Source organism: Vibrio furnissii CIP 102972 (genome assembly GCF_000176175.1).
GTDB classification, from domain to species: Bacteria; Pseudomonadota; Gammaproteobacteria; order Enterobacterales; family Vibrionaceae; genus Vibrio; species Vibrio furnissii.
On record NZ_ACZP01000011.1, the window covers coordinates 92,048 to 111,691 of the forward strand.

Below are 19,644 nucleotides of genomic sequence, written 5' to 3' on the forward strand. Positions count from 1 at the left end.
TTTGGTGGTTGGTCCAGTTGTTTCTGAGTGTAAACTTCCTCAATAGTTTTGTTTTTGCATTGCAGGATAGCTGGCGGGATTTGAGGGGTTGTTTTTATTTAACTGTTTGATTTGTATTTATTTTGGTTTTTAATTTTTTGGGGTGGGACTTTGTGTTTTATGCGGTTTTCTTTGGGTTTTGTTATTGAAAACGTTGTTTTTTATCGTGTGGCTAGGCTGGCGTGTTTTTTCTGGGTTTGTTGATGAAAAGGTAAACAGGCCATGATGGGTGACAGTTTTAAACAGCCCCACAGTTTGCGGTTGAATCGCAATCAAGATCCAACTTTTGCCGCTTGGTTCTGGACATCGAATGTCACATGCCTACACTGGCGGCAGATTTCTAAAGAGGTAGAGGCATGTGGAGCTGGATTTCTGTCGCGGTATCGGGACTTATCAGCATTTCTGCGTTTGAAAACAACAAACTCACGCACGCGTTAGTGTTTAAAGTGACGAGTTTAGCCCTGCTTCTCTATATCACCGTGACACATGCTGCGGCTGCTTCAGCGCCGGTCGTGTGGGTCGCTGTGGGCTTGTGCGCGGCGTTGCTGGCCGATGCGCTGCACCTATTGCAATGGCGGCCGAAACTCTGTTTTGGCGCCTTTTTGCTGTCGCAGCTGTTTTACAGCAAAGCGTTCTGGGTACAAATCTCCGGGGCCATCGTCTGGTGGCTACCTGCATTGCTGATTGCCACCAGCATTGTGGCCTTTTTCCTGCTGCTGCCGCAGCTCGATACGCTGATTTTCCCGGTGACGATCATGGGCATCATGCTGTTGCAGATGGCTTGGGCGGCGGGGGAAGTGTGGTTGAAGCTGCCTTCCGATGCTTCACTGGCTGGGTTTGTGGGCAGCTTGGTGTTGATGTTGTCGGCGTTGCTGCTGGCCATCCATGACTATCGGCACCCCTTGCCGTTGGGTCAGTACCTGATTTCTGGTAGCTATTTGTTGGCGCAAGGGCTGATTGTGGCCTCGGTTGTGCTGTTGCCCTGAGCTACGTCAAAGCCAAGCGGCACTCCGTTGGGTACAGTTGATTTTTTCTACCCAAGCGAGAACGCTCATGACACCGGACATTCATGCTCATCAAGTCCTTCACCTGATCAAACAAACCCCAATGACCGAAAGCGCGCTGCGTGACGTGGTGTGCCGCGAATTTGGTGCCAACGCACGTTTCCATACCTGCAAACTCAGCGGGTTGGATTTGGACAGCTTGCTGACCTTCTTTCAAGATAAACGCAAAGTGGTGATTGAGGACGGTCTCTGGCATCTCAACCAAGCGCGTGTGTGCCAGCATTAATGGCCGGAAACGGCGCATTTTTCACCGTAATACACATCGAAATCCATAAGTGACGCTGATATACTGCGCAAAATTTTTGCTGTGGTATTGAGGTGTTATGGAGATTTTATCGGCTGCGACCATGCTGTTTCTGATCATGGACCCGCTGGGCAACTTGCCCGTGGTGTTGTCCATTCTGAAACACTTGGATCCCAAACGTCGTCGTAAAGTGTTGGTTCGCGAGCTCTGTTTTGCGCTGGTGATTCTGATGCTGTTTCTGTTTGCCGGTCAATCGATACTCAGCTTCCTGCATGTGCAGCCAGAAACCTTAAGCATTTCCGGCGGTATCATTCTGTTTATTATCGCCATCAAGATGATTTTCCCCAGCGCTGGCAGCATCACCGGCCTTGCTGCGGGGGAAGAACCGTTTATCGTGCCGATGGCGATTCCGATGATCGCCGGTCCGTCTGTGATTGCCGCGTTGCTGCTCTTGTCCACGCAATACCCAGACAACTTACTGGAGCTGTCGGCGGCGGTGATTCTCGCTTGGGCGGGCACGTTCCTGATTTTGATGTTCTATGGCTTCTTCCACAAAGTGCTCGGAGAGCGCGGCCTTAAAGCGGTCGAGCGCCTGATGGGACTGCTGTTGGTGATGATGTCGACGCAGATGCTGCTCAACGGCATTAAGAGTTACGTAGGGATGTAAAAAAACCGCCATTCGGCGGTTTTTTTACATCATGTGTTTGCGGCGAATATCGAGCAACGCAAAGATACCAAAAATCAAAATGGACCATTTCTCCCAGCCACTCATTTTGATTTTGTCACCAAACGCGCCAACGAAGATCAGCATCTGCAAACCGTGCATAAAAAACAGGAAGGCGGTCATGATGTACAGCGCGATCGCCGCTTTGCCCGGAAATGGCATCACGATGTTGATCAGCAGTATCAACCAGACGAACGCGATGGCAGCTTTGGCTAACGCCAGCAGAATTTTCATTCGGATGTCCTTTCAAACAGTCGGTAACACACCTGACCCGCAATTTTCTCGCGATACAGTTGCCAGTGTTCTGGTAGCTCGGTCAGGGGCAGTTCTTTTTCGCTCTCAATATAAATCATGGCGTTGGGCGCAAGCCACCCGTTTTGCTCCAATAACTGCACCGTTTGTTGTAACAAACCTTGACGGAACGGCGGGTCGATAAACACCACATCGTAGCCTTGGCCCGGTTGGTTGAGGTAGGCGAGTGTATCGGTGTTGATGGCTTCAATGGTGCTGGCTTTGAGTGCGGCGATGTTGGTTTTGAGTTGCGCAAAAGCTTGCGGGTTCATCTCCAGCATGGTGACCTTCTCGGCCTGACGTGACGCCGCTTCAAAACCTAAACCGCCAGAGCCGGCAAATAGGTCGAGGCACTTGGCGTGCGGAATGTCTTGGGCGAGCCAGTTAAACAGCGTTTCTTTGACGCGATCGGTGGTTGGGCGCAAGCCTTCTGCATCGTGCACGGGTAGTTTGCGTCCTCGCCACAGGCCGCTGATGATGCGAACCTGACCGCTGGGTGCGCGTTTTTGTGATGGGTTTTGCTGACGACGTCTTAGCATAGATTTTTTGACCGCTAATTAAGTGTTACTATAGCCAGTCTGTGCGCCTTTTCGCCGGGCGAACAGAAGTTTGGCATTCAAAATTATGGCAAAGTGTATCAAGCAAGCGTAAAAGTTTTCACTGCTTTGTCATTATTCTTTGTGCAAAAGCGATAATTCTTTAAGAAAAGAAGACACACCCAAGTCCCGTTGATGTGGCCTTATGGTTCATCCCTCGCTTGCTCAACGGCGTGCAGGGCGCAATCGGCTTCGGTGTGTGAGTTAAATCAATCCAGGATATCCCCAGATGACGGAAAAGAAGAAGCGTGGCTTACTGTCATGGCTTGGCTTTGGTGATGAAGAACAGAGCCAGAAACCAACAACCGATACAGAACAAGACGAACAACAGAACCCGGTTGAAGAGCCTGTCGCGGAACCCGAGACTGCCTTAGCAGAAGCAGAAGCAGAAGCAGAAGCAGAAGCAGAAGCAGAAGCAGAAGCAGAAGCAGAAGCAGAAACAGACGTTGCAACCGAGGTCGCGGTTGACGAAGTAATACCAGCCACCACGCAGCCGGAACGTGTGCAAGAACAAGAAAAACCCACCGAAAGCTTTTTTGCGCGCCTGAAACGTAGCCTAAGTCGCACCAAAGCCAACATCGGCGCCGGTTTCTTTGGCTTGTTTAAAGGCAAGAAAATTGACGACGACTTGTTTGAAGAGTTGGAAGAACAACTGTTGGTGGCCGATGTCGGGATGGACACCACACTCAAAATCATCGCCAGCCTGACCGAAAAATCATCGCGTCAGCAACTGCGTGACGGCGAAGCCTTGTATGGTGTGCTCAAAGACGAGATGGCCGAGATTCTGTCGACAGTTGAGCAGCCGCTGGTGATCGATAGCAGTAAAACGCCATTCGTGATCCTGATGGTGGGCGTGAACGGTGTGGGTAAAACCACCACCATCGGTAAGCTGGCTAAACAGTTCCAAGCCGAAGGCAAGAAAGTGATGCTGGCGGCGGGTGATACGTTCCGCGCCGCAGCGGTCGAGCAACTGCAAATTTGGGGCGAGCGCAACAACGTCCCTGTGATTGCGCAGCACACGGGCGCCGATAGTGCTTCGGTGATTTACGATGCGATTGAAGCGGCAAAAGCGCGTGGTGTGGATGTGGTGATCGCCGATACCGCTGGCCGTTTGCAAAATAAAGCGAACCTGATGGAAGAGCTGCGCAAAATCGTGCGCGTGATGAAGAAGATCGACGATTCAGCGCCGCACGAAATCATGCTGACGCTTGATGCGGGTACCGGCCAGAATGCCATCAGCCAAGCGAAGCTGTTTAGCGACGTGGCGCCGCTGACCGGGATCACGCTGACCAAACTCGATGGCACCGCCAAAGGCGGCGTGATTTTTGCGATTGCCGATCAGTTCCAAATTCCAATTCGTTACATCGGTGTCGGTGAAGGCATTGACGATCTGCGTCCATTTGCAACGCAGGAATTTATCGACGCGCTGTTTAGTCGCGACGAGTAATTGAATCTGCCACACAGCCAGACGTATCGTATTGCGTCTGGCTGGGGTTAACGGTCAACAGGGGAAGGATACGTGATCAAGTTCCAACAAGTCAGTAAAGCCTACCGCGGCGGACGCCAAGCACTACAAAAAGTCGACTTTCATTTGCGCCGTGGCGAAATGGCCTTTTTAGGCGGTCACTCCGGGGCGGGGAAAAGTACGCTGCTGAAACTCATTTGTGCAATTGAACGTCCGACCGATGGCAAGATCAGCTTCAATGGTCACGACATCACGCGAATTCCCGCCAAAGACATTCCTTTTCTGCGCCGCAACATCGGCATCGTGTTCCAAGATCATCGTTTGCTGATGGATCGCACGGTATTTGAAAATGTGGCGTTGCCGATGCGCATCGAATCGATTTCAGAAAACGACATCAAACGTCGTGTATCGGCAGCACTAGATAAAACCGGTTTGCTGGACAAAGCCCGCTGTTTGCCCACGCAACTTTCTGGTGGTGAGCAACAGCGAGTCGGCATCGCGCGTGCGGTGGTCAATCGCCCCACACTGCTGCTGGCTGACGAACCGACCGGAAACCTCGACCCAGAATTGTCGAATCGCATTTTGCGCCTGTTTGAAGAGTTTAACCGGGCGGGCGTGAGTATTTTGCTGGCGACGCACGACATCAATTTAGTCAACTCGCGTCCGCAGTACCGTCACATGGAACTGAATCAGGGATTTTTGAGTGAGGTCGAAGATTATGGCCATTAAACCCAACGCCAAGAAGCCAGCTAAAGCGCGCGACAACAAGCGGGCAAAAACGGACGGCTTCCTCACCATGCACATCAAGCAGGCCAAGGCATCGTTTTCGGCCTTGTGGCAGCGCCCGCTGGGCAATGTGTTGACGCTGGCGGTGATTTCGATGGCATTGTCTCTGCCGGCCTGCATGTACTTGCTGAGTAAAAATATCGCGTCGGTGGCCGACAACGTGGCCAGCCCGTCGCAAATCAGTGTGTATATGAAAGAGGGCACGCCGGAGCCGCGGATCATGGTGCTCAAAGACCAGATTGAAAGTCGCAGCGATGTGGCGGTGGTCGATTACATTTCGCCCCAACAAGGGCTGGACGATTTAAGCCAGTACGCCGGATTTGACCAAGCGATCAGCTTGCTGGATGAATATGCACTGCCGGGGGTGTTGGTGATTAGCCCGGGCATTGACGACAAAGAGCAGATCAAAGCGATTGCGCGCGCCATTCAAGGCGAAGAGGACGTCACCGATGTGCGCCTCGACGAAGATTGGCTGGCGCGGTTGGATGCGATTCGCAACTTGGCCAGTGTGGTGGTGGTGAGTTTATCGCTGCTGATGCTGGCCTCGGTGTTTCTGATTGTCGGCAACACGCTGCGCTTTAATGTGCAGGCCAATAAAGATGAAATTCAAACCATGAAGCTGATTGGTGCGACCGACAGCTACATTCTGCGTCCGTACTTGTATTCGGGCATGTGGTTTGGGTTGTTGGGGGCGTTGGCGGCATGGTTGCTGACGGCACTCATCACGGTGCTACTCAATGGCGCTGTCGAAGAGTTGGCGAAGTTGTACGACAGCCGTTTTCGTTTGATTGGCCTTGGCTGGGATGAATCACTGTTGCTGCTGATGTTGGGCACATTTTTAGGCTGCATTGCGGCACGCGTCTCCGCGCGTCGACATTTAAAAGAAATTGAACCTGTGTAAGCGTTGTGGGTCTTAACCCACAGTGCTCAATCCGCGTGGCGGCGTGACTTGTCACCACCGACAGTTTGTGCATAATGACCAATCGAGTCTTGAAACCTGTTCATTTTGGGTTCAAGATTGATGGGTTAAAACTTACTCCAGATCAGAGATTGATGAGGATTTGAATGACTAACCAAGCGTATCCAATGGCTCTCGTTTCACAGGACAGCTTAGACAGCTACATCCGTTCAGTGAACAGCTACCCTATGCTGACCGCTGAAGAAGAGCGTGAAATGGCTGAGCGATTACATTACTCAGGTGATATTGAAGCCGCGAAAGGGTTGATCCTGTCGCACCTTCGATTTGTTGTTCATGTTGCTCGTGGGTACTCCGGCTACGGTCTGCCAATGGCCGATCTGGTGCAGGAAGGCAATATCGGTTTGATGAAAGCGGTGAAACGCTTCAACCCAGAGGTGGGTGTACGACTGGTGTCTTTTGCGGTGCACTGGATCAAAGCAGAAATTCACGAGTACGTGCTGCGTAACTGGCGCATCGTGAAAATTGCCACCACCAAGGCGCAACGTAAGTTGTTCTTCAACCTGCGTAAATCGAAAAAGCGTCTGGGTTGGTTCAATAACGGCGAGGTCGAAACCGTGGCACGCGAGCTGGGCGTTGAACCGTCCGAAGTGCGTGAAATGGAATCGCGCTTGGCCGCCCAAGATGCGACGTTTGAAATGTCGAACGACGATGACGACAACCCGAACGCGTATACCGCGCCGGTGTTGTACTTGGAAGACAAGCAATCGGATTTAGCGGAAAACGTCGAAGCCCAGAACTGGGAAGCGCACACCAACCAACGCTTGGCGCTTGCGCTGTCGAGTTTGGATGAACGTAGCCAACACATTGTGCGTTCACGTTGGTTAGACGACCAGAAAGCCACGCTGCAAGAGTTGGCTGAAATGTACAACGTCTCTGCTGAGCGTATTCGTCAGCTAGAAAAGAATGCGATGAAGAAACTGAAAGACGCGGTTGGCGAATTCTAACCACCCTCCGTAAGTCTGACGTATTGATGAAAAACCGAGATCTCTGGATCTCGGTTTTTTTATGCTTGATCGACAGGGGCGATCCGAAGTCAAGTCGCTTCTGTGGATAACTCTGTGAAAAAATTATTTACTGACTGTCATCAAGCGGGGTAAATCAAGGCTTGAACGCTGTTTTCTATTTGGGGATATGTTTCTCTTTACACACAACTAAATCAGGATCATCACAAGATGTTGTGGATCGATTTCAATCAAACCACTTTATCAACGCAATCCACAGAATTATCCACAAATGATGAGAATTTGATCGCTGGTGGATAACCTTACTCCGCCCGTGTACTTGTTCAGCGTGGGATAGGTTACACTGTGTGCTGTAAAATAATGCCCAAATGAGAACTCAACATGGACCAATTTCAGCACATCGATGTGGCGGGTGCGCAAGCACTCATCGAACAACACAATGCCCAGCTCGTCGACATTCGTGATCCGCAGTCGTTTGCTGTGGCGCATGCCCAAACGGCATATCACCTGACCAATGACACGATCGTCTCTTTCATGGAACAAGTCGAATTTGATCAACCGGTGCTGGTGATGTGTTACCACGGCATCAGCAGCCAAGGCGCGGCGCAATACCTGGTTAACCAGGGCTTTGAACAGGTGTATAGTGTCGATGGTGGTTTTGAAGCCTGGCATCGTGCCAACCTGCCTGTCGAAGCGAGCTGACTTATGATTAGACTGATTGCCCTGAATAACCCGCGCGTGGCGCAAGCCTTCATCGATTACATGGCCTCGCGCCAGATTGAAATTCAGATGATGCCGGAAGGGGGGAATCAGTTTGCGTTGTGGTTGGTCGACGATCAGCACCAAGTGGAAGCGGAAGCGGAATTAAAGCAGTTTTTGCACCATCCACATGATGCTAAATATCAGGCCGCGTCGTGGACGATGGCCGAATCCCGTCAATCTCAATTCCATTACCGTTCGCCCAGCATGATGGCGATGGTGCGCGCGAAAGCGGGCCCGTTGACCCTGTTGGTGATGGCGGTGTGCGCGGTGATCTTCGTGCTGGCCTATGTGGGGTTGGGCAATCAGATTTTTGGCGCGCTGCACTTTCCGGCGCACGCGGGCCAGCAATGGCAGCTATGGCGTTGGTTTACGCATGCGCTGCTGCATTTCTCGGTGATCCACATTGTGTTCAACCTGTTGTGGTGGTGGCAACTGGGGGGCGACATCGAAAAGCGCCTCGGCAGTGGCAAGTTACTGCAAGTGTTTTTGATCTCGGCTGCGCTGTCGGGCGCTGGCCAATATTGGGTCGAAGGGGCCAATTTTGGTGGTCTGTCGGGTGTGGTGTATGCGCTGGTCGGCTACCTGTGGATGCTTGGTGCGCGCGCGCCGCATGTGGGCCTTGGCATGCCCAAACCGCTGATCGGTTTCATGCTGGTTTGGTTGGTGTTGGGGTATGTGCAACCCTTTATGGCGATTGCCAATACGGCGCACTTAGCAGGATTGGTGACCGGCGTGGTGCTCGGTTTGCATGATGCCGGACGTTTTCAGTCCAAAACTGCGCAGGACTAACGCATCAAAAAAGCGGCTGATGAGCCGCTTTTTTGTATCGCTGTCGCACCGATGGGGCGTGGTGCTTACTGATAAATGTACTTGGTGAACAGTAAGTCTGCGATGACGCGTCGCCCGGTTTCTGTCAGCAGAATATTATTGAGCTGCTCGACCAAGGTTTTGCGTAAATCTTCGCGTCCGGCCAACGACTTGATGGTGTCTTCCGTCTGTTTGCCGAGCAATTCGACCACCGCATCACGAATCAGTGGCTGATGCGTTTCAATCAAGGGCAGGTCTGTGCTGCTGGCCACCATAATGTCGATACGTACCTGAATGTAGCCGAGCTTTTTGCCTTTGGTATAAAAGTTGGTGGTCAGATCGGGTTCTAGGGTGAAATAGGCAAACTTCGGTGCTTCGTTTTCCTCGGCATGAGCCACGCACGGAAGAAGCAAGCCGAGAGCCAGCATTGTTTGGACTAGATAACGTTTAAGCATATTTCTGTCAATTCTTTCTACGGTTCACGATACTCGAAACGCCCGAGTCTTGTTACAATAGCGCATCTAATTGTAAACAAAATGCTTGATAGGGTTCGAAAGTTCAGGGATGTCTCCCCAGTTGGGCCTTATTGTATGACGATCAAACGTCATATTGAATACTAGTATGAATCAAACAACTTCGCTTTATTTGACGGCTTTGCGCCAGGTCACATGGCAGCAGCCAGACCATTTCCGGTATCCTGATGAAAACGCCAAAATTTGGTTGTTAGAGCAGGGCTCATTATCACATTTGATGGCACAACATTGTCAGCATTTTCGTGTCAATTTGTTGCGTAACCAAGTGATGAGTCACGACGCGCTTCAGGCGGATGAAATTGGTCTATTGGCACACGAAGATTGCCTCTTACGTCAGGTGGTTCTATTGGGAGATGAGGTGCCTTGGGTGTTAGGCAGCACATTGATTCCACGCTCTTCACTGCAGGATCAATCCCACGATTTCACCCAACAAGGCGAGATTCCGCTGGGCTTGACGGTGTTTAGCTCTGACAATGCGAAACGTGACGCTTTGCAGGTTGGCTGGGCGCACACCGCGCACGGCCCGCTGATGGCACGCCGCTCCCGCTTGTGGATGAACGACAAACCCATGTTGGTGGCAGAACTGTTTCTGCCAGACTCACTGATTTACTCTAAGGAGAGAGTGTAGATGAATACTGCAAAAGCCCGCGCCTATTGGCAGTTAACGCGCATGGATCGTCCGATTGGCTCATTGCTGCTGTTGTGGCCGACCATTTGGGCATTGATTTTAGCCGCGCGAGGCATGCCGGATTTCAACGTGTTGGTGGTGTTTGTGATTGGGGTATTTGCCATGCGTTCGGCGGGGTGCGTGATCAATGATTTTGCCGATCGCAAAGTCGACGGCCACGTCAAACGGACCGCGCAGCGTCCGCTGCCTGCGGGCAAAGTGACGGCGCGTGAAGCCTTTACGCTGTTTGTGCTGCTGTCGCTGCTGTCGTTTCTCTTGGTGCTGACCATGAACCCGCTGACGATCAAACTGTCGTTTGCCGGGCTGATTCTGGCGTTCATCTACCCGTTTATGAAGCGCTATACGCACCTGCCACAATTCTTTCTTGGCTTGGCGTTTAGCTGGTCGATTCCGATGGCGTGGGCGGCGCAATCGGGTGAATTGCCGTTGGTGGCGTGGTATCTGTTTGTGATCAACGTGCTGTGGACGGTGGCCTACGACACGCAATACGCCATGGTCGACCGTGATGACGATCTGCTGATCGGGGTGAAATCGACCGCGATTCTGTTTGGCCGCTTCGATAAACTGATCATCGGTGTGTTGCAACTGCTGACCATCGCGATGCTGATTGCGCTTGGGTACAGCTTCCAACTGGGCGCCAGTTATTACTGGGGATTGTTGGCGGCCAGCGGTTTGTTTGTGTATCAACAGCATCTGATTCGCCATCGCGATCGCATGCCGTGTTTTCAGGCGTTCCTCAACAACAACTACGTCGGGATGGCGATCGCTTTGGGGATGTTTATCTCTTTCCTCTAAGCGTGGCCGCGGTGTTTGGTATCGACGTGACTCACGTATGAGCAAGAAAAAAGGCATCCCGCGGGATGCCTTTTGTGTGTCTGCGGGGAATTATTCCACCTGACAGATACTTTCCTGAATGGTCAGGCGCACTTCAGGGTAAAGCATGGTGTAGAGCATGCGCGAGAAGTGCTTGGTCTGGTCGAGGTGGCAGTTGCCATCGCTGTCGAGGTAACCTTGCTGTTTGAGCGTGACAAACATCGATGAGAACACGCCTTTGTCGAAAAACTCGGGGGCGTTGATGCCGTGCAGTCGACCCAGACGCTGCGCAATTTCTTGGCTCTTGCTTTCCAGATCGGATTTACCCAGCTCAGGATTAGCCACCAACAGGTTGAGTGTGATCGCGTAGCGTTGCAGCGTTTCAGAGATGGTACGACCCAGCAGCATCAGCACCTGTGTCTGCGCTTGGTTGATGGTGGCAATGCCATCGTCCAGCGTGACCAATTGTTGGCGTTGCAGCTCGGCGAGATAATGCATCACCACCTCATCGAGTTGCGTTTCATCATGGCTGAGGAACAGCTCTTGTTTGAGGAACGGGTACACCTTCGCAACACAGGTCTGAATCTGTTCCACCGGCATTTGTTGCTGACGGATCAGCATCTGCGCAATCAGTGATGGCAGCGCCAGCAGGTGAATGATGTTGTTGCGATAGTAGGTCATCAGAATCGATTGATTGCGATCGAGCGAAATGATGTCGCCCATGGTGTCGGTTTCCACCACAAACTTATCCAGAGATTCGGCGTGTTGCACCAAACTTTCCGCGCTGTCGCTTGGCACGGTATAGGTGTTGGAATAGGGCACGTTGCGCAGCAATTGCAGGTAGCAATCGATCTGCTTCACCAGATTGTCACGGGCCAGCGCGCGTTGACGCGATGCCAAAAGCGCCGTCGCACATAGGGTCATGGCATTGGCGGCGGCCGCATCGTTAATGTGCGTCATCATCTTCGTTGCGAGCTTGTTCACCACCGGTGTCATCCACTGGGGTTTGCTGGCGCCCATGGCATCGATGTCTTGCGTCCACTCGGGCACTTGCTCATTCAAGAACTGGTTCAATGGAATCGGCTCACCAAAGTTCACGTAGCCTTGACCGAAGTTGCGCAGTTTACGAATGGTGCGCAGCACCAGGCTGGCATTCTCTTTCTCTTTGCGTTTACCGCGCAGCTCTTTGGCGTAAGTGCCCACTTCCATCACATGTTCATAGCCGATGTACACGGGCACCAGCGTGACCGGGCGGTTGAGACCGCGCAACATGGCTTGAATGGTCATCGCCAGCATGCCGGTTTTGGCTTGCAGCAGGCGACCTGTGCGTGAGCGGCCCCCTTCACTGAAGTACTCCACCGAGTAGCCTTTGGCAAACAGCTCAGCCAGATACTCGCGGAAGATGGTCGAATAGAGTTTGTTGCCTTTAAAGCTGCGACGAATAAAGAATGCGCCACCACGGCGGAAAATCGGTCCGGCCGGGAAGAAGTTGAGGTTAATGCCTGCCGCAATGTGCGGGGGCACCATGCCTTCGTGATACAACACGTACGACAGCAACAGGTAATCCATGTGGCTGCGATGACAGGGCACATACACAATCTCGTGACCATCTTGTGCCAGACGGCGCACCGTCGCGGCGTTATTGATGTTCAAGCCTTGATAGATACGGTTCCACAACCAACCCAGAATGCGATCGCCTTTGCGCACCAACGAGTAAGAGAAGTCTGCGGCGATTTCATCAAGCATGTCGTGCGCTTCTTTGCGCGCTTTCTCCAGCGAGATGTTCTTCGCGGCCGCTTCATCAGCAATCGCTTTTTCGATCGCTGGGGAGTTCATCAAGCGTTGGAACAACTGGTGGCGTTGTGGCAGGTTTGGCCCAGACGCCGCCAGCTTCTGACGTGAGAAGTGAATGCGCGCCACACGTGCCAGCTTGTGAGCAATCGAGGCATCGGTGCCGTGCGAGTCGGCCATATAACGCAGCGAGACCACGGGGCTAAAGCGCACCAAACAGTCCCGTCCGGCGGCAAAGACCGCTTTGGCTTTTTGCGGGCCATTCAAGGCTTGCAAATATGGACGTTCCCGACCTTCTTTGCCCGGTTTGCGTCCCCACAGGACGGTGGCAGGAATGACCTGCACATCCAACTCCGAATCTTCTTGATGCAGGCTGAGCATTTCGCTGAATGTGGCGATAGAATCGGTCGGCACCTGATTGTCATCTTGCAGCAGCGTGGGGCGCGACGAGATGAACACGTAACGTTTCAGCGTGTGACCATGAATGGTCAGCGGTTCTAACGGATCCGGCAGGCCGGCTTGTAACGCATGCGTTTGCAGCGTCAACAGGTCGACATTGGAGCGAAAGGGTAGTGCATAGACGATCGGCTTGTTAATATCAATCTCGAGATCATCGATCGGATTGGATGGAATGACCGTACCTTTTACCAGAACAGACAGTGGTAATTTCAACAAGGAACGCGAAAATGAGTGTCCAGAAGACATAAGAGTTCAAGGCCTCAAGAATACATACAGAAACTGACGTGCAGCGTGTTTTTCATAAGAAACAGAGAGCATGAAAAATGCGATACACGTCAATCGGTGTCTTTTTTTGAGCAGCAAGCATACCAGAAACTGGTCGAACCTTTTAATTTTAATGATTACCAAAGCGTCATTTCTGCGTGAAATGTCCAGAACGGGAAACACACGTGCAGCAAAAAAATCCTCAAGGAATTAAACGCGTCATCAAAGCGACACGCTATTCATACCAAGGCCTGTGTGCGGCATTAAAACACGAAGCCGCTTTTCGCGAAGAAGCCATTCTCGCCGGTGTGCTCATTCCATTGGCGGTGTGGCTGGATGTCACGCAATTAGAACGCATGCTGATGATTGGCACCGTGCTGTTGGTGATGGTGGTGGAGCTGCTCAACAGTGCTGTGGAAGCGGTGGTGGATCGCATTGGTTCAGAGCAACACGAATTGGCGGGGCGCGCCAAAGACATGGGCTCGGCGGCGGTGTTTGTCGCCATGGCTATTTGCGGCTACGTGTGGGTCGAGGCTCTGTTTATCTAACCCGTTGATATAAAAAACGAGCAATTGGTTTGCATTTCACCAAATACTGGATATACTCACAGGCAACTGTATAAAAAGACAGGTGACTTATGAAGCCGTTGACGCCACGCCAACAAGAAGTGTTCGATCTGATTCGAAGCAAGATCGATGAAACCGGAATGCCACCCACTCGTGCTGAAATTGCACGTGAGCTGGGTTTCCGTTCTGCCAATGCGGCGGAAGAGCATTTGAAAGCTCTGGCACGTAAACAAGTGATTGAAATCGTACCGGGTGCCTCTCGTGGGATTCGTATTCTGGTGGAAGCGGCGAACGACAACGCAGACGATGCAGGCTTGCCCCTGATTGGTCGTGTGGCGGCGGGTGAACCGATTCTCGCTCAAGAGCATGTCGAAGCGCACTATCAGGTTGATCCGGGCATGTTCCGCCCACAAGCGGATTTCCTACTGCGCGTTCATGGCGAGAGTATGAAAAATATCGGCATCATGGATGGCGATTTGCTGGCGGTGCACAAAACCCAAGATGTGCACAACGGCCAAGTGGTCGTGGCCCGCGTGGAAGATGACGTCACCGTAAAACGTTTGGAACGCAAAGGCGCGAAAGTGCTGTTGCATGCTGAAAATGAAGCGTTTTCACCGATCGAAGTGGATCTCACTTGTCAGGATCTGACCATCGAAGGCATTGCGGTTGGCATCATTCGCAATACTGACTGGATGTAGGATTTTCCTGAGAGTCATTCTCAATAACTTGTCAATCTAATTGATATTCATTATCATCTTCTTTGTGCGATGTAAGGAAGATGATAATGCGCTCAACCCGTTCCCCCTCAACAAGACGTTATCCGATCCCTGCGAATTTGATGCAGCCGTTGTGGTTGCGCAGTCGCGAAAGCTTGGTGGATAACGGTTTAGTGTACGACCCCATTGCTGCGTCTGCGTGTCAGCGCTGTCTTCTTGCGCCGGAATGTCTCTCTGGCGACATCGATCAAAAACAACTTCTGCACGTCACGTTGACCCAACTGTGCGATCAACAAGTTCGCAGTTTTCTGGAAGCGCATCCGGATGGCTGGATTGTGAACGTTGGTGCGGGGCTAGATACGCGTTTTTATCGCGTTGACAATGGCCGCTGTCACTGGCTGGAATTGGATGTCACGGAAAACTTATTGTGGCGTCAAAAACTGTTTCACAGCAGTGAACGTTATCAACACAGCTGCGGCAGTGTGACCGATTTATCTTGGCTTGATCGCTTGCCGGTGCCGGAATACGCGCCGGTGCTCATTGTGTGTGAGCATGCACTGCTTGATGGGGACCGCACGCAGGTGTCGCGTTTTATTCGCGCGTTGGGGCTGAACTTCGTCAATGCCAGTGCTTGCTTGGTGCTAGCGGGCGATCGCACGGCGACTCGTTTGGGGCAAAACATGGGATCGGGTCAGTATCAACATGGCTTTGCGCATGCGGGTGAAGCGGTGTTGGATTGCCTGCCGTGGGCGCGCTCGGTGAGCACGCATTCTCCACTGGATCGGCATTGCGGGCGTTGGAAGTTCTGGCATCGCCTCATCAGCAAAATCGGCGCGCTCAAGCAGCGTTATACCCCTGTGGTGGTGTACGCCCGCTGGTAAGCCTGCCGCGCAAACCATAGCCGTGGTTCGCCATCTTCGATACACTTTGCTCTCAATGACTTGAGGGTGACTCCGTGCAATTTCTTTTTCAGACGCTTTCCAATCCAGCCATGCATCGACAGGTGTTGTGGCTGGCGATTCCCATGGTGCTCTCGAACATCACCATCCCGCTGTTGGGCTTGGTTGATGCTGCCGTGATCGGGCATCTTGAGCACGCTTGGTATTTGGGCGGGGTGGCGCTGGGTGGCACCGTCATTAGCGTGACCTTCTGGCTGCTGGGTTTTTTACGTATGTCGACCACCGGTTTAACCGCGCAAGCCTTGGGGGCTGACAACCGCGTGGGGTTGGCGCGCGTCTGGCTGCAAGGCATGTTGATGGCGTTGGGGTTTGCGGTGATCTTTTTACTGCTGCATCGCATCATTGCTGATGGGGTGTTTGGTTTGAGCGCTGCCAGTGCCGAAGTGAAACATTACGCGCAGCAGTATTTTATCATTCGCGCTTGGAGTGCCCCCGCATCACTGGCGAACTTTGTGTTGCTCGGTTGGCTACTCGGGACGCAAAACTCACGTGCGCCGATGTGGATGGTGATCATCACCAACGTGGTCAATATTGCGTTGGATTTGCTGTTTGTGCTCGGGTTGGGCTGGAAAGTCGAAGGGGCAGCATTGGCGTCGGTGATCGCCGATTATTCAGGCATGAGTTTTGGTTTATGGTGTGTGTGGCGCTATTGGCTGCAACATCAGTTGCCCTCTCCTTTGGCCTTGCTGCGTGAATCCACGCAGGGGCTCAGCCGTTTTGTCGCGCTTAACCGCGATATCTTTTTGCGCTCACTGTGCCTGCAGGCGGCATTCAGTTTTATGACGTTTCAGGGCGCAGCGTTTGGCGATCAAACCGTGGCCGCCAATGCGGTCTTGATGAGCTTTCTGATGATGATTTCTTATGGCATGGACGGGTTTGCCTACGCGATGGAAGCCATGGTGGGGAAAGCGATTGGCGCGAAAAGTGAAGCGCAACTGAAAGCGGCGATGATTGGCAGTGCGTTCTGGAGTGTGGTGATCTGTTTGCTGTTGACACTGGCGTTTGGTGGGTATGGATCGGCGCTGATCCGGCTGATCACCGACATTCCGACGGTGCAGCAAACGGCGCAAGTGTATTTACCGTGGCTGGTGGCGATGCCGCTGACGTCCATGTGGTGCTTTTTGTTGGACGGCATTTTCATCGGTGCCACCAAAGGGCGTGAAATGCGCAACAGCATGTTTGTGGCTGCGAGTACTTTTTTTGTGGTGTTCTACGGCTTTGCCTTCTTGGGAAATCATGCGTTGTGGTTGGCGATGCTGAGCTTTATGGCGATGCGCGGTTTCAGTTTGGGCGTCGTGCTGATGCGTCAGTGGCGGAAAGGAACGTTTCTCGCCTGATCGCATTCAATCAAAAAACGCAGCCTTGAGCTGCGTTTTTTGCTTTAGGCGCTGTGTTAGAACAAGCGATTCAACCCGTTCAACGCGGCCACGCGGTACGCTTCCGCCATCGTCGGATAGTTGAAGGTCGTGTTCACGAAGTACTCAATGGTGTTGGCTGCGCCTTTTTGTTCCATGATCGCCTGACCGATGTGAATGATTTCTGCTGCGCGCTCCCCAAAACAGTGAATGCCGAGAATCTCTTTGGTGTCGCGGTGAAACAGGATTTTCAGGCTGCCAACGTCTTTGCCGGAAATCTGTGCGCGCGCCAGATGTTTGAAGGACGAGCGGCCCACTTCGTACGGCACTTTCGCGGCCGTCAGCTCTTGCTCGGTACGACCAACCGAGCTGATTTCCGGAATGGTGTAGATGCCGGTTGGAATGTCGGCAATCAGTTGGTTGGTTGCGTTGCCTTTGGCGATCGCTTGCGCGGTAAAGCGCCCCTGATCGTACGCCGCGCTGGCAAGGCTTGGGTAACCAATCACATCACCAACGGCGTAAATGTGGTCCACCTCGGTCTGGTAGTTGGTGTTGACGGTGAGCTGGCCGCGTGAATCCTGTGACAGGCCAACCACTTCCAGATTGAGCTTATCGGTGTTCCCGGTTCGGCCGTTGGCGTAAAGCAGGCAATCGGCTTTCATCTTCTTACCGGATTTCAGGTGCACAATGACGCCATCTTCTGTGCCTTCGATTTTCTCGTAGGTCTCGTCATTGCGGATGATCACGCCGTTGTTCCAGAAATGGTACGACAAGGCGTCGGAGATTTCGTTGTCCAGAAACGCCAGTAAGCGGTCGCGGGTATTAATGAGGTCGGTTTTCACGCCTAGGCCTCGGAAAATCGAGGCGTATTCACAGCCAATCACGCCTGCGCCGTATATGATGATGTGGCGCGGGTCGTGTTTCAGGTTGAGAATCGAGTCGCTGTCGTAGACGCGTGCGTGGTTGAAGTCGACATCATTTGGGCGGTAAGGGCGAGAGCCGGTGGCAATCACAAACTTATCGGCGGTGTAGAGATCAATCGTGTTATCGCTTTTGGTGACCGCCACGGTGTGGGCGTCAACAAATTTGGCGGTGCCGAAAATCAGTGAGCATTGGTTGCGATCGTAAAACCCTTGGCGCAAGCGTGTTTGTTTGTCGATCACCGTTTTGGCGTGGCTCAGAATGGTTGAGAAGGTGGCGTGCAAGCTGGTGTTGTTCTTACAAAATAGCGGATTGCTGTTGAATTCGATGATCCGGCTGACCGCATGACGCAGGGCTTTGGAGGGAATGGTGCCCCAGTGCGTGCATCCGCCGCCGACGCCACTCTCTTTTTCAATAATGGCGACATTCATTCCCGCTTTGCTGAGCCCCATCGCGGCACCTTCTCCGCCGGGGCCGCTGCCGATTACGATGACGTCAAAGTGGTTGTTCTGTGCCATAAGGATTTCCTTGTTATTTTCGCTTAACATTGCTGTAGCGAGATTTTAACTGATTCCACGAGTCGGTAAATCGTGTTCCCATCAGAGAGTGCAGGGGATCACGTCATCGCAAGAAATATTCGGTGTTGCACACTCGTACTGGCCGGGTGGCTGCGCGAGCAACAGGGAACCACACGGCAGGATAAATTGTCTGCTGGCTCAAACGGACATGCTTTGCCACTTAGACAAGTTTCACATTCGCGTTATAGTATGGGCCATTATGGGACCAGGCAGAGAACTTACGCAGTATGAAATCTACGGGTATTCGTGCACAACAAAAAGAGAAAACGCGTCGTTCACTGATTGATGCCGCCTTCAGCCAATTGAGCGCTGATCGCAGTTTTTCTAATTTAAGCTTGCGGGAAGTCGCCCGTGAAGCGGGGATTGCCCCGACATCGTTCTATCGGCATTTTAAAGACATGGACGAGTTGGGTTTAACCATGGTGGATGAAGGCGGCTTGTTGCTGCGTCAACTGATGCGTCAGGCGCGTCAACGCATCGTCAAAGAGGGCAGCGTGATTCGCACTTCGGTCGAAACCTTCATGGAGTTTATCGAAAGCAGTCCCAACGTGTTTCGCTTGCTCCTGCGTGAACGTTCTGGAACGTCTTTGGCGTTTCGGACCGCTGTGGCGCGCGAGATGCAGCACTTTTCGGCCGAACTGACCGAATACTTGGTGAATACTGGTATGAACCGCGAAGAAGCGGTCACGCAGGCGGAAGCCTCCGTTATCTTGGTATTTACTTCAGGCGCAGAAGCGCTGGATTTAGACCGACGTTCACGGGAAGAGTTATCGGAACGTCTGATCATGCAGTTGCGAATGGTCGCCAAGGGGGCGTTCTGGTATCGCAAAGAACGTGAACGTAATCGACTCAAAGGTGGAATAGATTAATGACGAAGGAAAACAGCAAAACCGATCACGGTTCTGAACGTAAAACGCTGGTGCTGGCACTGGTGGCTGGTATGTGTGGCGACGCTATTTTGTCGTGGATGACCATGAGTGAGGTCTATTTTTCTATTTTTCCATTGATCGCATTGGTGTTGTCCGTGCAGGCGCTGTACCAAGAGTATCTGCGTCATCCCGTTTCAGAGGATATTCCTTTGGTGGGCTTGGCGTGTTTCTTTGTGGGCGCGTTTGGTCACAATGCGTTTATCAAAGCGCAGTATCCAGATTCGGGCTCGAACTTCTTTGCGATTGTGGTCGCTCTGTTGCTGCTGGTGTGGATCGGTCGCAAGCTGGGGTATCTGGGCCGCACCTCGTAGGTGGAAACGGACACAAAAAACGAGCCATGAGGCTCGTTTTTT

At 52.4% G+C, this 19,644-nt stretch carries 22 protein-coding genes; 17 read left to right on the plus strand and 5 right to left on the minus strand.

The features are described 5' to 3' along the window. Nucleotides 1-395: 395 nt before the first annotated feature. The 3 genes from VFA_RS02420 (at nucleotide 396) to VFA_RS02430 (ending at nucleotide 2,014) form a co-directional block, all read left to right on the plus strand. Entirely contained in the window at nucleotides 396-1,025 is a 630-nt protein-coding gene (locus tag VFA_RS02420; protein ID WP_004724399.1) for a lysoplasmalogenase, read from the plus strand. 67 nt (nucleotides 1,026-1,092) lie between these two features. Further along, the gene (locus tag VFA_RS02425) at nucleotides 1,093-1,329 is read left to right on the plus strand and encodes a YecH family metal-binding protein (RefSeq protein WP_004724402.1); all 237 of its coding nucleotides are present in this window, start codon (nucleotides 1,093-1,095) and stop codon (nucleotides 1,327-1,329) included. 97 nt (nucleotides 1,330-1,426) lie between these two features. Further along, complete coding sequence (locus VFA_RS02430; RefSeq protein WP_004724403.1) at nucleotides 1,427-2,014, plus strand: YhgN family NAAT transporter; 588 nt, start codon at nucleotides 1,427-1,429, stop codon at nucleotides 2,012-2,014. A gap of 24 nt (nucleotides 2,015-2,038) precedes the next feature. Here VFA_RS02430 and VFA_RS02435 read toward each other — a convergent pair whose 3' ends face one another. Further along, a complete protein-coding gene (locus VFA_RS02435; RefSeq protein WP_004724405.1) occupies nucleotides 2,039-2,305 on the minus strand; it encodes a DUF1145 domain-containing protein in 267 nt (88 codons plus the stop codon). After that, nucleotides 2,302-2,901, minus strand: a complete 600-nt coding sequence (gene rsmD / locus VFA_RS02440) for a 16S rRNA (guanine(966)-N(2))-methyltransferase RsmD (protein WP_004724406.1) — start codon at nucleotides 2,899-2,901, stop codon at nucleotides 2,302-2,304. The genes VFA_RS02435 and rsmD overlap by 4 nt, the downstream gene beginning before the upstream one ends. 286 nt (nucleotides 2,902-3,187) lie before the next feature. Here rsmD and ftsY point away from each other — a divergent pair, with 286 nt between their 5' ends. The 6 genes from ftsY to glpG all read left to right on the plus strand — a co-directional run bounded on the left by ftsY (nucleotide 3,188) and on the right by glpG (nucleotide 8,701). Next, nucleotides 3,188-4,405 (plus strand): signal recognition particle-docking protein FtsY, encoded by a 1,218-nt coding sequence (gene ftsY, locus VFA_RS02445; RefSeq protein WP_004724407.1) that lies wholly within the window; start codon nucleotides 3,188-3,190, stop codon nucleotides 4,403-4,405. A gap of 72 nt (nucleotides 4,406-4,477) precedes the next feature. Beyond that, complete coding sequence (gene ftsE / locus VFA_RS02450; RefSeq protein WP_004724409.1) at nucleotides 4,478-5,152, plus strand: cell division ATP-binding protein FtsE; 675 nt, start codon at nucleotides 4,478-4,480, stop codon at nucleotides 5,150-5,152. Further along, on the plus strand, nucleotides 5,142-6,110 hold the full coding sequence (gene ftsX, locus VFA_RS02455) for a permease-like cell division protein FtsX (protein WP_004724412.1): 969 nt from the start codon (nucleotides 5,142-5,144) through the stop codon (nucleotides 6,108-6,110). Before ftsE ends, ftsX begins: the two co-directional genes overlap by 11 nt. A gap of 164 nt (nucleotides 6,111-6,274) precedes the next feature. Further along, the gene (rpoH, locus tag VFA_RS02460) at nucleotides 6,275-7,132 is read left to right on the plus strand and encodes an RNA polymerase sigma factor RpoH (protein WP_038150731.1); all 858 of its coding nucleotides are present in this window, start codon (nucleotides 6,275-6,277) and stop codon (nucleotides 7,130-7,132) included. 399 nt (nucleotides 7,133-7,531) lie between these two features. Next, entirely contained in the window at nucleotides 7,532-7,852 is a 321-nt protein-coding gene (glpE, locus tag VFA_RS02465) for a thiosulfate sulfurtransferase GlpE (protein WP_004724416.1), read from the plus strand. A 3-nt stretch (nucleotides 7,853-7,855) separates the two neighbouring features. After that, nucleotides 7,856-8,701: a rhomboid family intramembrane serine protease GlpG gene (glpG, locus tag VFA_RS02470; RefSeq protein WP_004724417.1), complete on the plus strand. Its 846-nt coding sequence runs from the start codon at nucleotides 7,856-7,858 to the stop codon at nucleotides 8,699-8,701. Nucleotides 8,702-8,766: 65 nt separating this feature from the next. Here the strand turns inward: glpG and VFA_RS02475 are convergent, their stop codons facing one another. Beyond that, a complete protein-coding gene (locus VFA_RS02475; RefSeq protein ID WP_014204260.1) occupies nucleotides 8,767-9,174 on the minus strand; it encodes a flagellar basal body-associated protein FliL in 408 nt (135 codons plus the stop codon). A 166-nt stretch (nucleotides 9,175-9,340) separates the two neighbouring features. Here VFA_RS02475 and VFA_RS02480 point away from each other — a divergent pair, with 166 nt between their 5' ends. Further along, nucleotides 9,341-9,880 carry a chorismate lyase gene (locus VFA_RS02480; protein WP_004724420.1) on the plus strand — a complete coding sequence of 180 codons (540 nt, stop codon included), beginning with the start codon at nucleotides 9,341-9,343 and terminating at the stop codon, nucleotides 9,878-9,880. Further along, the gene (gene ubiA / locus VFA_RS02485; RefSeq protein WP_004724423.1) at nucleotides 9,881-10,735 is read left to right on the plus strand and encodes a 4-hydroxybenzoate octaprenyltransferase; all 855 of its coding nucleotides are present in this window, start codon (nucleotides 9,881-9,883) and stop codon (nucleotides 10,733-10,735) included. A gap of 90 nt (nucleotides 10,736-10,825) precedes the next feature. Here ubiA and plsB read toward each other — a convergent pair whose 3' ends face one another. After that, nucleotides 10,826-13,249, minus strand: coding sequence for a glycerol-3-phosphate 1-O-acyltransferase PlsB (gene plsB, locus VFA_RS02490; protein WP_004724424.1), 2,424 nt, complete (start codon nucleotides 13,247-13,249; stop codon nucleotides 10,826-10,828). Nucleotides 13,250-13,452: 203 nt separating this feature from the next. Between plsB and VFA_RS02495 the strand changes: the two genes are divergently transcribed. The 4 genes from VFA_RS02495 to dinF all read left to right on the plus strand — a co-directional run bounded on the left by VFA_RS02495 (nucleotide 13,453) and on the right by dinF (nucleotide 16,845). Then, nucleotides 13,453-13,815, plus strand: a complete 363-nt coding sequence (locus VFA_RS02495; RefSeq protein WP_004724426.1) for a diacylglycerol kinase — start codon at nucleotides 13,453-13,455, stop codon at nucleotides 13,813-13,815. An 89-nt stretch (nucleotides 13,816-13,904) separates the two neighbouring features. After that, entirely contained in the window at nucleotides 13,905-14,531 is a 627-nt protein-coding gene (gene lexA / locus VFA_RS02500) for a transcriptional repressor LexA (RefSeq protein WP_004724427.1), read from the plus strand. Nucleotides 14,532-14,617: 86 nt separating this feature from the next. Then, on the plus strand, nucleotides 14,618-15,430 hold the full coding sequence (locus VFA_RS02505; RefSeq protein WP_038150734.1) for a class I SAM-dependent methyltransferase: 813 nt from the start codon (nucleotides 14,618-14,620) through the stop codon (nucleotides 15,428-15,430). 110 nt (nucleotides 15,431-15,540) lie between these two features. Further along, nucleotides 15,541-16,845 (plus strand): MATE family efflux transporter DinF, encoded by a 1,305-nt coding sequence (gene dinF / locus VFA_RS02510; RefSeq protein ID WP_004724432.1) that lies wholly within the window; start codon nucleotides 15,541-15,543, stop codon nucleotides 16,843-16,845. A 56-nt stretch (nucleotides 16,846-16,901) separates the two neighbouring features. On the opposite strand, the gene sthA is transcribed toward dinF, so the two are convergent. Beyond that, nucleotides 16,902-18,302, minus strand: a complete 1,401-nt coding sequence (gene sthA, locus VFA_RS02515) for a Si-specific NAD(P)(+) transhydrogenase (RefSeq protein ID WP_004724433.1) — start codon at nucleotides 18,300-18,302, stop codon at nucleotides 16,902-16,904. A gap of 287 nt (nucleotides 18,303-18,589) precedes the next feature. Here sthA and fabR point away from each other — a divergent pair, with 287 nt between their 5' ends. Together fabR and VFA_RS02525 are read left to right on the plus strand one after the other, a co-directional pair. Continuing rightward, on the plus strand, nucleotides 18,590-19,231 hold the full coding sequence (fabR, locus tag VFA_RS02520) for an HTH-type transcriptional repressor FabR (protein ID WP_004724434.1): 642 nt from the start codon (nucleotides 18,590-18,592) through the stop codon (nucleotides 19,229-19,231). Continuing rightward, nucleotides 19,231-19,602, plus strand: a complete 372-nt coding sequence (locus VFA_RS02525) for a YijD family membrane protein (RefSeq protein WP_004724435.1) — start codon at nucleotides 19,231-19,233, stop codon at nucleotides 19,600-19,602. The genes fabR and VFA_RS02525 overlap by 1 nt, the downstream gene beginning before the upstream one ends. The last annotated feature ends 42 nt before the right edge of the window (nucleotides 19,603-19,644 follow it).

Excerpts from the sequence above, each read along its gene's own strand:
- ftsX (WP_004724412.1), top strand. The coding sequence starts at position 5,142 with ATGGCCATTAAACCCAACGCCAAGAAGCCAGCTAAAGCGCGCGACAAC.
- rsmD (WP_004724406.1), bottom strand. The coding sequence starts at position 2,901 with ATGCTAAGACGTCGTCAGCAAAACCCATCACAAAAACGCGCACCCAGC.
- VFA_RS02525 (WP_004724435.1), top strand. The coding sequence starts at position 19,231 with ATGACGAAGGAAAACAGCAAAACCGATCACGGTTCTGAACGTAAAACG.
- VFA_RS02480 (WP_004724420.1), top strand. The coding sequence starts at position 9,341 with ATGAATCAAACAACTTCGCTTTATTTGACGGCTTTGCGCCAGGTCACA.
- dinF (WP_004724432.1), top strand. The coding sequence starts at position 15,541 with ATGCATCGACAGGTGTTGTGGCTGGCGATTCCCATGGTGCTCTCGAAC.
- glpE (WP_004724416.1), top strand. The coding sequence starts at position 7,532 with ATGGACCAATTTCAGCACATCGATGTGGCGGGTGCGCAAGCACTCATC.
- ftsY (WP_004724407.1), top strand. The coding sequence starts at position 3,188 with ATGACGGAAAAGAAGAAGCGTGGCTTACTGTCATGGCTTGGCTTTGGT.
- glpG (WP_004724417.1), top strand. The coding sequence starts at position 7,856 with ATGATTAGACTGATTGCCCTGAATAACCCGCGCGTGGCGCAAGCCTTC.
- VFA_RS02475 (WP_014204260.1), bottom strand. The coding sequence starts at position 9,174 with ATGCTTAAACGTTATCTAGTCCAAACAATGCTGGCTCTCGGCTTGCTT.
- sthA (WP_004724433.1), bottom strand. The coding sequence starts at position 18,302 with ATGGCACAGAACAACCACTTTGACGTCATCGTAATCGGCAGCGGCCCC.
- ubiA (WP_004724423.1), top strand. The coding sequence starts at position 9,881 with ATGAATACTGCAAAAGCCCGCGCCTATTGGCAGTTAACGCGCATGGAT.
- VFA_RS02505 (WP_038150734.1), top strand. The coding sequence starts at position 14,618 with ATGCGCTCAACCCGTTCCCCCTCAACAAGACGTTATCCGATCCCTGCG.
- lexA (WP_004724427.1), top strand. The coding sequence starts at position 13,905 with ATGAAGCCGTTGACGCCACGCCAACAAGAAGTGTTCGATCTGATTCGA.
- rpoH (WP_038150731.1), top strand. The coding sequence starts at position 6,275 with ATGACTAACCAAGCGTATCCAATGGCTCTCGTTTCACAGGACAGCTTA.
- VFA_RS02420 (WP_004724399.1), top strand. The coding sequence starts at position 396 with ATGTGGAGCTGGATTTCTGTCGCGGTATCGGGACTTATCAGCATTTCT.
- fabR (WP_004724434.1), top strand. The coding sequence starts at position 18,590 with ATGAAATCTACGGGTATTCGTGCACAACAAAAAGAGAAAACGCGTCGT.
- VFA_RS02425 (WP_004724402.1), top strand. The coding sequence starts at position 1,093 with ATGACACCGGACATTCATGCTCATCAAGTCCTTCACCTGATCAAACAA.
- VFA_RS02435 (WP_004724405.1), bottom strand. The coding sequence starts at position 2,305 with ATGAAAATTCTGCTGGCGTTAGCCAAAGCTGCCATCGCGTTCGTCTGG.
- plsB (WP_004724424.1), bottom strand. The coding sequence starts at position 13,249 with ATGTCTTCTGGACACTCATTTTCGCGTTCCTTGTTGAAATTACCACTG.
- VFA_RS02430 (WP_004724403.1), top strand. The coding sequence starts at position 1,427 with ATGGAGATTTTATCGGCTGCGACCATGCTGTTTCTGATCATGGACCCG.